This window comes from Nostoc sp. FACHB-888, from assembly GCF_014696655.1.
GTDB lineage: Bacteria > Cyanobacteriota > Cyanobacteriia > Cyanobacteriales > Nostocaceae > Nostoc.
Genome location: NZ_JACJQM010000140.1, coordinates 1 through 11,867 on the forward strand (window position 1 = coordinate 1; position 11,867 = coordinate 11,867).

Here is an 11,867-nt window from a genome sequence, read left to right on the forward strand (position 1 = left end):
GACCCACTTTCTCGTAATAACGTAAAGCGTGGATGCTTAACCCCGTTGCCTCAGCAACTTGTTGGATGGTGAATTTGCTTGTCATACCAAGACTATAAAACCTAGAGTGCGCTCTAGGTCAAGACCTTATTTTCCATAACATTCTCAATTAGAATTTTTTGTGGAAAAGTGAATTTTATAGAATCCATTTGGGATCTTGGTCAAAGAGTATAATCAGGGGAAAATGCCTTATTCAAGCAGCTTGACAGATAAAGAGTGGGAGATTATTGAACCCCTGTTACCGAAAAAGAAAAGAACCAAACCCCCAACATGGAGCAAGAGAGAAATTTTAGATGGGGTTTTGTATCAACTAAAGAATGGTTGTAATTGGTGTGATTTGCCATTCGGATTTACCTCCCTACTCAACAGTATTTTGGCACTATAAACAGTGGCGAGCAGAAGGAGTAATCGAGAAAATGAGGGATGTGTTACATGAACGAGTCCGCCAACAGATCAAAAAAAAAGCCAAATGGACAACCTTAATCATCATTGATTCACAAGCGGTAAAAAACACGCTTTTATGCCAGTTTAGAGTCAAAAGGGTTTTGTTTTTACAAAGCCACAAACGGAATCAAAAGGCATTTAGCAGTGGATACCTTGGGGTTTCCTTTTTTTAGTCATTGCACCAAAGCCAATGTATCTGATGATCAGGGATTAATTGAAATGTTGTCTGTTCACATCGATTACTTCAAATCTAAACCCGTCAACATTCCTAAAATCACCATCCTTCTTGACAACGGATATCATCCTGAAAAACTAGAGCAAGAGTTGAAAAAACTGGTTCTTGCGTCAGTTTTATGGAAAGAAGTAGAATTTACTGGATTTTAATGACTGTAATTTCGTGTTATTGATACTTGAAATATATGTACTGCAAGCATTTAAGAAATATTAAACATACTTAAATAGCTCGATAAACTTAGTTTACATTATAAAACAGTAAAGTTTTAAGCGTTGGTTATGAAATTTCCTGTAGAACAAATCCTGAATCTGAGCGAAATGAAAGTATTAGATTTTCAAGAACTTGAAGGAGAAGAAATAATTATAACGATAGAAAAAAGAATCAATTATTCAACTTGTCCTAACTGTAGACAAAATACTTACAGTATACATCAAAATCATTGGCGAATAATTCATGATTTACCGTGGAATAAAAAATCAGTACTCTTAAAAATAAATCGCCGCCAATTTAAATGTCATAAGTGTAAAAAAGTATTTAGCGAACAACTAAATTTTGTAGAGAAAAGCAAAAAATATACTAAAAGATTAGCGTTCGACATAGTTCAACAAGTATTAAATAGTAATATTCATAGTGTTGCCAAAAGAAATGGCTTAAGTGATGAAGAAGTAGAATCAATGTTAAAAAACCAAGTATCACAGATATTAAGTATTAACTTAAGTCAGATAAAAAGATTAGGAATAGATGAAATTGCCTTAGTGAAAGGCCAGGGAAATTATCTAGCAGTATTAGTAGATTTAGATAGTCATAAACCAATTGAGATAGTGCAGTCGAGAAGAGTAGAAGATATTCGTGAAGTTCTTGTCAGTTGGGGAATTGACGTACTTAATGAAATAGAAGAGGTGAGTATTGATCTCTGGTCACCTTATAAAAAGTTAGTAGAAGAGTTAATGCCAAACGCCAACATAACTGCTGACAGATTTCATGTGATGAAACAAATTACTAATGAATTAGATACTATGCGTAAAAACGAGAAAAAAGCCGCAATGTCCTTAGATGATGAATCATCAAAAACCAAAAGGTTAGAAGCATTAAACAAGAGTAAATATAGCTTACTAAAAAATGAAGGCTCTTTAAATGAAAAGCAAAAATTGAAATTACAGTCTGTGCTAGAAGTTTCGCCTAATCTCGCTAAAATGCACACCCTTAAAGAACAATTCCGCCAGATATTTGACACAACTAAATCTTGGGGAGATAGCATCACTCAATTATTAGACTGGATGTATGATGCTCGTTCATATTTCCCGAAAAGTCTAGGGACAATGGTGAGATGGTTTGGGGAAATAGTTGGTTATTTTGACGGTAGAACTACTAGTGGTGTTGTAGAAGGAATTAATAATAAACTCAAGTTAATTAAAAGACTTGGGTATGGCTTTCGTAACTTTAGCAATTTTCGCTTACGCAGTTTACTAAACTGGCACTTTTCTATTAATTCTCCATAAAAGTAGCTGAAGAACCAAAAAACTTTATCCTCAGATCATGAATAAGATTAAGTTTAAGCTGTCGCCCAAACTATCGAAAGCTCAGAAGGAGAAGAAAGGAAAAATGGGCTTTGTCCCAGTCAAAGCCAGATGGGTGATCGAAAGAACTAACTCTTGGATGGAAAGATGTAAAAGTTTGGTCAAGAATTTTGAAAGAACTCTTGCTCATGCCACTACTAAAGTTAATCTCTGTTTTGTCCGACTGATGCTTAAAAGATTGGCAACTGGTTAGATAGATCCCAAATGGGTTCTATAAGGTTGAATCGCAAAGTTATATTTTCCTATGACTAGGAATCCGGTTGAGAAAGTGATCCATGCTCCGTTCTGCAAGAGCAGCAATAGTTAACGAGGGATTAGAGCAGGCTGTTGAACCAGGAATAAGCGCACCATCAATAACAAACAAATTAGGATAACCAAAGACCTGCCCATGAGTGTTGCATACTTGCCCGATGGTTGCACCTCCAAGCGGGTGTGCTGTAAAACTGTAGTCTGGTGATGCAGCTAGAGTTGTACCATTAGTTTGGTTAAGCCGTTGGTAAGTATACTGGAGAGCTTGAGCATTTTTCTGGCTATCGGTTGAGTTGTTAGTCCAAAACAAATCTGCTGACCCAGTATAGGCATTGTAAGTAAGATAGCCCTCTGGTTTAGAAATTCCCTGACCAAGAACAGGAATCAGACCCTGCGGAATGAAAGGAAGTGCTTGAAATGCCTCAAGTATCACTGGGGCAATAGGGTTGTCGAGATGTTCAACGGCAATTACACCAGGAGTCCCCAGTGTTGGATTAGTCTCACCTGTATTAATCATTACAGTAGTCGAATCAGAATTTGTCCCCCAAAACTTTCCTACCTGATGATTGAGGCGGCGCAAAGTACCATTGCTTTTCGCACGCAGCAATAGTTCAGTAGTGCCAATTGAACCTGCGGCCAAAAACAGATAGCGGCAAACAAAAGATTTTTGAAAAAGCACTTCTCCTCGCTCGTTGATTTGATCGCAAACAACTCGGTAACGCCCACGATCTGATTCTCCAATCATAGTGACTACGTGCAAAGGTCGGATTTCAACGTTACCAGTAGCTGAAGCCATACTTAGATAGTTACGGTCTACGCTGTTTTTAGCACCACTATTTGTGCCATAGTACACTTGACCATTAATAATAGAAGGCACTTTCTGACCTGCGATTTCCTGACGAACAATGTCCCAATCAAAGGCGATATCGATTTTTCGGGTTTGTAAACCCGCTTTGGCTGCTTGCTTTTGGAGAATACGACTGGCCAAATAATACTCAGTTTGTAAAATATCGTCTGGGATGGGAGATGCTTTGAGTATAGAACGCACTCTTGGATAATAAACTCTATCTAGTTGGGAGTATTCAATAGTACGGGGAAAGACTTTGTAAAATAGTTCTTCAGTTGGCTGATAGGTAATAGCAGTGTAGACAAGCGAACCACCCCCAACACCTGCTCCGCGATAGGCATTAATCCCATTACCTCTTTTAACATCGAGAACACCTGTATATACATCAATGGGTATTTCTGGAACTGGTGGGGGTAAAACTGTAGTGGGACTAAGCCAGGTAGAACGACCATCTGGATTATCTTTTGTAGAGAAAGTATTACCTGCGCTAGTAATTTGCCATTGTCGTCCCCGTTCCAGGACAACGGTTTCAATTCCCGCCTGACCAAGACGCAATGATGCGACTGCGCCACCAAAACCACTACCAATCACTATTGCCTCAACATACTCGTCAACACCAGCAGCAGCAGTGCGAATAGCGGATACACCTACGCTTGCTGCTGCCGCCGCCGATGCCTGAAGAAATCGACGACGATTTAGCATTTGGGACATACTTTATCTCCTATTTTTTGCTTGCCATATTTGCAAGGTTGTAAATCGCAGGCAGTTAGCTCAGTGACTTGGCAATTTTTGGTAGTCGCAGCTAGCAATTTTGGATTTGGGAAATTCTAATTGATTTACAACAATCATTGATATGAGTATCAGATTAACGCTTAGTAAGCAACAATGCTTATTTCAGCAAATTTTGGGGGATTTTTTAGTAAAGAAAAGGTTAAATTTTGGCAACGAGCAACAAGCCGCTTAAGCGTGTGAGAACGCAACTTCAGCAATTTAAGGTGGTTTCATTTTTATTGTTTGCAGTTCGGTAGAGCTAAGAAAGGGTTTTGCAAACAAAAATACCAGCCCTTTGTGGTGGCAACTGATAAAATGGATTGCCGATCCGATTGGATTTCAGCAGAAGTATAGTCAAAAGTATGGAAATATTTTTCCATGCGACTGAGTAAACTTGGTTCTTATGTAATTCTTTTCAAGCGTGCCATTTGTGTCAGAGCAATTCTAAAAATTTTCAAAATCGTTCTGGATAAGAGTTAGCTTTTTGCTTGCGAGGAACTGACCTTTTAGTAATCGCGACCTGTGCCCAAAAAATCACGCCATCCACTCAGTCCATTGCGGGGCATCTGTCACTAGTCGAGCAAACTATCATCTTCACATTCTGAAACTCCAGCATCACGCCGCGACGTATCAAGAAAACTGATTTCTCAATTTTGGATAAAGTCGAGCCGAGAAGAAACGGTTCTTCGGCAAATGCATAATTTCTCAATTAACCTCTGTTAAGTACAACAGTGTTGACTCAATAACACTCCTAAACCGAAACCAAAAACGGAAGTGAGTCTCAAAATTAGCCCAGTAAAGTATGCCGAAAGCATCACCCTTGAAGCAAGTTTTTTGTGCCCAAAAACAGCACTCAACTCAAAATTGAGAACTGAAGTTATTGAAAAAATTGATTTAGGTAATAAAAGATTATGGCAAATATCATTGGAACCTTGAGTAATGATACCTTAGTGGGTAGTTACGACGCGGACACGATTAACGGTCTTGCAGGCAACGATACCATTACAGGGAACCAGGGCAACGACACTTTGACTGGTGGTGGTGGGAAGGATCAATTTGTTTATGACTTCTATCTCAACGACACTGATACTATTATTGATTTCGGTGGCGTCGGTAAAGGAACAAACCCGACTTCCGGAGTGATTACCGAAGTGGACACCCTAAATTTCGGGAACAATGACTTGTTCACTGCCCGAAATCTGTTGTTGACCCAGAACGGCAGCAATCTGGAAATCACCTTTGAAGACTTTGAAGAAGTTGTTGATGATACGCCTAATACCAAAGTTATCCTGCAAAAGTTCAAATTAGAAAACTTGCAGAACCTGAAAGCAACTGGTGCAAAACCACCGATTGGCAATATCCTGTTTAATGGGCAAACTAGTATCACTGACAGCTTTAATGTCCTAGATGCCAACTCCACAGATACAAGCGTCGGCATCAAGAATACAGTCACCTTCCTTAATGACCTCGATAACAACATTACGGGTTTGGATAATTCAGATGATGTAATTAATGGTCAGGGCGGTAATGACTGGCTCGACGGCAAAAGTGGCAACGACTTGTTGAGAGGTGGTACAGGGAATGATACTCTCATTGGCGGTGCTGGGGATGATAATTTGAATGTTAACAATTCACAAGGCAATAACCTACTCTCTGGTGGCGATGGAAATGATAATCTAGTTGCCTCTGGTAACTACGGCGGACGCCGAAGCATTTCATTTGGCAATCCAATCATAGGCAATAACACCCTCAACGGTGGCGCTGGTAATGATAGATTGAATGCTAGTTATTCCTCCGGCAATAACACACTCATTGGTGATGCTGGTGATGACTTCTTGTATGTTGACTTTTCAACAGGTAATAATCTGCTCTCTGGTGGCGCTGGTAAGGATATACTCTCCGTTTCTGGCTTCCTCGACTTTTCCGGTGGATATTTTGAAAGATTTAATGGCTCTGGCAATAACACCCTCAACGGTGGCGTTGGTAATGATGTATTAGATGCTGGTCATACAACAGGCAATAACACTCTCAACGGTGGTACTGGTGACGATAACTTGCGATTAGACAATGCAGAAGGCAACAATCTGCTTTCTGGGGGCGATGGCAATGACTCTTTCAATGTAGGTATCCCAACAAACGCATCATATACTGACCCCTCTTCTTTAGTGACTCAAACAGTAGATGGGGGTAAGGGTGATGATTTGTTGTCTGGTGATTACACCTCTGCTACCGGAGGAATCACTTCAACATTCAATGCTACTACTAACATTGGATCAATTACAAAGGCCACGAATCGAGTTAGTTACAAGAATATCGAACAATTAAATATCTTTGGTACACAATACGATGACTTGATTGTGGGGAGCAATGGCAACGATACGCTCTCTGGGGGCTATGCTGGCAACGATACGATAGATGGGGGTAAGGGTAATGATTTGTTGTCCGTCAATTACAACAATGGAACCCAAGGAATCACAACGACATTCAATTCCATTACTAACATTGGCTTAATTACGAATGGTACGATTGGAGTTAGTTACAAGAATATCGAACAATTAAATATCTTTGGTACAGACTACGATGACTTGATTGTGGGAAGCAATGGCAATGATACGCTCTTCATAGGCGGCTTCTTTGGTATCGGTGGCAATGATACCATAGATGGGGGTTTGGGTGACGATTTCTTGTCTGTCGATTACAGGGATGTTACCGAAGGAATCACAACGAGTTTCAATGCCATTAGTAACATTGGCTCAATTACGGCGGGCACGAATGGAGTTAGTAGTTATAAGAATATCGAACGATTAAATATCTTAGGTACACAAGACGATGACTTAATTGTGGGAAGCAATGGCAACGATACGCTCTCCACAGGTGGTGGCAATGATACGATAGATGGGGGTTTAGGTGACGATTTGTTGTCCGTCTATTTAAGTAATACTAATGAAGGTGAAGGAATCACAACGACATTCAATGCCACTAGTAACATTGGCTCAATTACGGCGGGGACGAATGGAGTTAGTTACAAGAATATCGAACGATTAGATATCTTTGGTACAGACTACGATGACTTGATTGTGGGGAGCAATGGCAATGATACGATCTCCACACGTCTTGGTAATGATACCATAGATGGGGGTTTGGGTGACGATGTGTTGTCCGTCAATTACAATGACTACAATCCTAATGATGTTACTGGTGATGGAAAAATCATTTCGTCGACATTCAATGCCACCACTAACATTGGCTTAATTACGGTGGGCACGGATGGAGTTAGTTACAAGAATATAGAACAATTAAATATTTCAGGTACACTGTACGATGACTTGATTGTGGGGAGCAATGGCAATGATACCCTCAAGGGTTATTCTGGCAATGATATCCTTACAGGGAGCAAAGGTAATGATACCCTAATTGGAGAATATGGTACTGACACATTTAGTTTCAATAGTTTCAACGAAGGTGTTGATAGTATTGATGATTTCAACACGACTAATGAACTAATTCAGGTGTCGGCTGCTGGCTTTGGTGGCGGGTTATCATTAGGTATACTTTCAACTAATCAGTTTACCCTTGGAGCATCTGCAACCACTAACCAAGAGCGATTTATCTACAACGCTGCTACAGGTGGACTGTTCTTTGACCTTGATGGCAGTGCGTCTGGGTTTACCCAGGTAAAATTTGCACAATTATCTCCTGGATTGTCAGTAAGCAAAAACAATTTTGTGGTTGTTTAATCGGAGTTAGCGCGGGAGCAAATCACTAAGTGGTACGGTTTGCGGGGTGCTATTTTTAGCACTTCGCATATGTTTTGCTCAATGCAAATCCTTTTGGTAAGCGACAGCGATTCTTGTACAGATAATCCAAAGATTGCGATGCCTGCGGTAAATGTTTGCCGAAGCGCCACTAAATTAAAATCTGAAGCGACACCGAAAAGCCTAACTGATGAATTGACCCCAAGCTAGAGCCACGCTGACTGATTCCTCCTAGCTCAAACGATTACCCTTATAGAGAATTAATACCAAAATGCCAGTTTAATAAACTGATAGGATTCATATTGCTCCCTTATTGAGATATTATTCTCAGTCAGCAACCTGAATTACCATGAAAGTATTGCACTACGATAGGTTCACGATTTTGACACCTAATGCACTGCTTATCGCTCTTTAATCCAGCAGAAATAGCTCACTCAAGCGACATCTGAAGTATTTACTACAGCCGTTTTGTGGATAGAAATATAATTGACGGTCTAATGACTAAAAAACAAGTTAAAAAATCTCTGGTTTATACTTATGATTATCCGGTTCATGATTATGAAGATAATAGTGTTTATTTAGTTATTTACTGCAACGGTAAAAACATTAAATCTCTAAAAAATGAAGATGCACAGTGGTTACTCAAAGTTTTAGAAATCAGTGAAGGTTTAGATATTCAAGCACTTTTAAGTTCGTATCACTACTAAATTGTCAGAATATTGCCCTGGATGAAGATATAATATTCGTTTTTTTGTTGGGTGATAACTGTTTCCCGATTTTTCTTTAAAAATTTTCTGAGGAGTGATTGCCCTGATAAAATTCTTTTTGAGCCAACGAAAGCAACAGGGAAGTAACACCGGAATATTGGCAAAATTTGCGTTCTACCGTTTTCGGTCAGAACAGCATGGGGAACTAAAAGGACACATGAACTATTGAGAGCATAACCTACACTGCTTCTAACCAATCGCACACCACAGACCTACAGTCGCTCCCAAAGTTAACCCAGACCTGCCATTGCCCCAGGTATGCGTTCCAGTAAGGCTCACCATCAGCAATTCCAACAGTCTCACCAACCTTGGAGATTAACTCACTGTAGGAAGAGCCAATACTGTCCAAACCCTGCTGCAATTTCAGCTTCAGCCCCTTCCAACCGTGGCTAGCAGGACTTTCGACCTGATTTAATGTTTGGGGAATGTCATGTGATATTGTACCAGTCACTTGTGTTGGGAACTCTATATTATTAATGACTGACACCAACTCACGATTTAATGCTTCATCTCGATTGAGCCATTGCCCGAAAATCGAATCACGCTGATCATCAGGAGCAACAAACCGATAAACACACTCCCGATTTTCACGCTTACCCAACCGACCAACATAATCCAACTTCAAGTCAATCTTGGCAAGTAACTTCTGAGCGATCGCTATGGAAGTAAGTTTTTCCGAGATAGTCACATTCAAGTAATTCTTGATAACGTGCCTGTGCTGAACAGCCAGTGCCTTAAACTCCAACATCTTTTCGTCACTTCCCCGCAACTGAACGTCTGGCGTAAGAAACTGCAACAGATTCAAATTTTCCAGTAACAGTACAGCAGGTAATAACTGCCCTTTGTTAAAATCTGGTTTCCAAATAGAATTCTCCCCTGCTTCCAACTGCGCTGCTGCCCGTTTCGCATCACGGTTGGTCAGAAATTCCCGGCCCAGCGTCAAATAGTAGTGCATTCTCAGTTGAGGATACCAGCCATCGTCATCTTTCTCCACAAGCTCAGGGGTAACATCAACTTCATAGCGACGAAACAATTCCGCCTTGCGCTGCTGATGTCGTTCAGTTTTCGTTTTGGCACGTTTGTCTTGCAGTTTTTTGAGTTCAGTCTGCGAGAGTTCATCAGCTTGCGCGATCGCCTGACACTCAGCAGTATACAATTGCTCACTTGCCGCTTTAACCGACTCAATTACAGCCCCACTCTCGTCATCATCAGCATCGTCGGCATCAATAACGATGTACCCATCCTCGACCAAACCCGCAAGCACAGATTCTCGATAGCGCCGCATTTCTACGTTGATTACAGAACCACGCTTACCCCAAGTCTGCAATGACTCAGGCTGGAAGTTCTGGTCAACATAGCTGTAGTCGTCATTATCCGCCGCAGACAACAGCGCAATGTTGGCCTGTGTTGCGACGTGTTGACTTCGCAGCAATCCTCCGATGGATGTGGAACCATTGCCTACAACCGACATCCCCCATTCTCTAACCCAAATGTGACGGTCAACTGTCTCCCTAACCCTTGCCAACATCTGACGCACAGAGTTAACCGGCTGCACTCCCTGAAATATTCCCCATACACCATCAAAATGTCCTCGAATGTCGATGCTGACTCCAGTTTCTAAACTTGGGGAGGCGATAACCAAATCATACTGGGTGAGAATTTCGTTCAGGTGAGCGATACAACCAAACGCTGCATGAGATGGATCAGCAACAGATTCGCTGTCAATTCGCAGAATCCGCAGGTGTGGGAATTTGCGGCGAAAACGTTCTTCCAATGCTTGCGTCCCCCATTTAGACTTAGCTTTTTGAGCAGAGCAGCACAATAGATGATGCCCACCTTTGGAGATTGCCCGATCAAGAGCAGCAATCAAATTCTTCGGATTACTACCAGAATAGTTGTAACAGTTTCCGGCTACATGCCGATAATTATTAACGATGACGAACGGGTTAACTCGATATTCACCAGCGAGTGATAAAACATACTTCACATCAGTATCGGACACATCAGCGCTTGATAGGTAAATCTTTCCCTGGCTACTGCCCAAAACATTCTGCACTAACTGCTTGAGGTTTTTGAGAACGGATACCCGACGCTTCTGCACTTCCGTACTAGAATTGAGAAGATGCCAGAAAACTTGGTCACATTCATCAATAATAATCACATCATTTGACCAGTCATTAGGATTGAATCGCGCCTGACTTTCCTGATGCAGCGAATCAACACACACCCCATATCCTAACAATGTGCCTGTTTCATTCGTGCGGACTTCGGTAACATAGTTAACACCGAAGCGATTACACAATGCCTCACCTAACTGGATGCGATGAGTGATAATTAATACCCGTCTCTCTTGGTCGTGTGCTTTCGCCACCTCAGTTGCCAGCCATTCGGTTTTACCAGTGCCTTTGGGAGCTTTGAGAATAATCAGCTTTTCACCTTCGGGGACGAGAAGTTGTCCGAGGAATCTTTGGTTGAGTGCGATCGCAGGCGGGTAAGTCAGCAAAGTAAACAGCTTTATTTCCCACAACTCCAGTGCAACGACGGTGTTGTAAAGCGCGTCAAATGCTGGCTGACCCTTGATAACGATAAAATCATCAACCCCTTTTTCTGCCCCTAACGGTAAATCAATCACTCGCAGCGAACAACCCTCGTTTACCAGCAGCCGTCCCATGCGACTGATAGCGGTTCTGACTCGCTGGACTGTCTCAGGCTTGTTGTCCTGGTCAAAGCAAATATTAACCTGTCTGCCCTGTGTTGCGAAATGTTTCAAGTCGGGGATGAGGTATGGTTTACCATTCGCTGTACCATATTCATCAGTAGGTGTGCGGTATCCAGCGTTAACACCGGGGATAGCGATCGCAGCATAACCAGCAGTCAATAATGCCCCCGCTTTCTTGACACCTTCTACAATTGTCACTGGTACATTATGCCTCCAAACCCAATGCCAGAAGCCGCCGGGATGTTGTAAGTCAAATTCTGTAATGGGAATACCGCAACGTAGGGAGACTTTCACCCAAATGCGATTCGGGACTAAGAGGAAGAAGGCGCGTGTCTCCAGGGCAAACGCATCTAAATATTGACGAGCCTGAATCAGTATGAAATACACCAAGACTCAAACTACATAAGGCTTTGAGGAAATTAAATCTCACTCAATATTAAAATGATAATCATTGTGAGGGGGAG

8 protein-coding genes are annotated in these 11,867 nt (G+C 41.5%); 5 read left to right on the forward strand and 3 right to left on the reverse strand.

What is annotated here, in order from left to right:
* Positions 1-85, reverse strand: an 85-nt coding sequence (locus H6G26_RS33590; protein WP_190735333.1) for a MerR family DNA-binding transcriptional regulator, incomplete at its 3' end; no start/stop codon positions are given.
* A 551-nt stretch (positions 86-636) separates the two neighbouring features.
* On the opposite strand from H6G26_RS33590, the gene H6G26_RS41920 reads away from it, so the two are divergent.
* From H6G26_RS41920 to H6G26_RS33610, 3 genes are all read left to right on the forward strand, one after another.
* Entirely contained in the window at positions 637-867 is a 231-nt protein-coding gene (locus tag H6G26_RS41920; RefSeq protein WP_242054053.1) for a hypothetical protein, read from the forward strand.
* 129 nt (positions 868-996) lie between these two features.
* Entirely contained in the window at positions 997-2,217 is a 1,221-nt protein-coding gene (locus H6G26_RS33605) for an ISL3 family transposase (RefSeq protein WP_190735323.1), read from the forward strand.
* 37 nt (positions 2,218-2,254) lie between these two features.
* The gene (locus tag H6G26_RS33610) at positions 2,255-2,488 is read left to right on the forward strand and encodes a transposase (RefSeq protein ID WP_242054055.1); all 234 of its coding nucleotides are present in this window, start codon (positions 2,255-2,257) and stop codon (positions 2,486-2,488) included.
* A gap of 39 nt (positions 2,489-2,527) precedes the next feature.
* Here the strand turns inward: H6G26_RS33610 and H6G26_RS33615 are convergent, their stop codons facing one another.
* Positions 2,528-4,102 carry a GMC oxidoreductase gene (locus H6G26_RS33615; RefSeq protein WP_190735325.1) on the reverse strand — a complete coding sequence of 525 codons (1,575 nt, stop codon included), beginning with the start codon at positions 4,100-4,102 and terminating at the stop codon, positions 2,528-2,530.
* 971 nt (positions 4,103-5,073) lie between these two features.
* Between H6G26_RS33615 and H6G26_RS33620 the strand changes: the two genes are divergently transcribed.
* Together H6G26_RS33620 and H6G26_RS33625 are read left to right on the forward strand one after the other, a co-directional pair.
* Positions 5,074-7,899, forward strand: coding sequence for a calcium-binding protein (locus tag H6G26_RS33620; RefSeq protein WP_190735327.1), 2,826 nt, complete (start codon positions 5,074-5,076; stop codon positions 7,897-7,899).
* 515 nt (positions 7,900-8,414) lie between these two features.
* Entirely contained in the window at positions 8,415-8,624 is a 210-nt protein-coding gene (locus H6G26_RS33625; RefSeq protein ID WP_190735329.1) for a hypothetical protein, read from the forward strand.
* Between the two features lie 238 nt (positions 8,625-8,862).
* On the opposite strand, the gene H6G26_RS33630 is transcribed toward H6G26_RS33625, so the two are convergent.
* Positions 8,863-11,790 (reverse strand): plasmid replication protein, CyRepA1 family, encoded by a 2,928-nt coding sequence (locus H6G26_RS33630; protein WP_347242548.1) that lies wholly within the window; start codon positions 11,788-11,790, stop codon positions 8,863-8,865.
* Positions 11,791-11,867 lie beyond the last annotated feature (77 nt).

Coding starts and splice junctions, on each gene's coding strand:
- H6G26_RS33610 (WP_242054055.1), top strand. CDS start 2,255: ATGAATAAGATTAAGTTTAAGCTGTCGCCCAAACTATCGAAAGCTCAG.
- H6G26_RS33605 (WP_190735323.1), top strand. CDS start 997: ATGAAATTTCCTGTAGAACAAATCCTGAATCTGAGCGAAATGAAAGTA.
- H6G26_RS33625 (WP_190735329.1), top strand. CDS start 8,415: ATGACTAAAAAACAAGTTAAAAAATCTCTGGTTTATACTTATGATTAT.
- H6G26_RS33620 (WP_190735327.1), top strand. CDS start 5,074: ATGGCAAATATCATTGGAACCTTGAGTAATGATACCTTAGTGGGTAGT.
- H6G26_RS33615 (WP_190735325.1), bottom strand. CDS start 4,102: ATGTCCCAAATGCTAAATCGTCGTCGATTTCTTCAGGCATCGGCGGCG.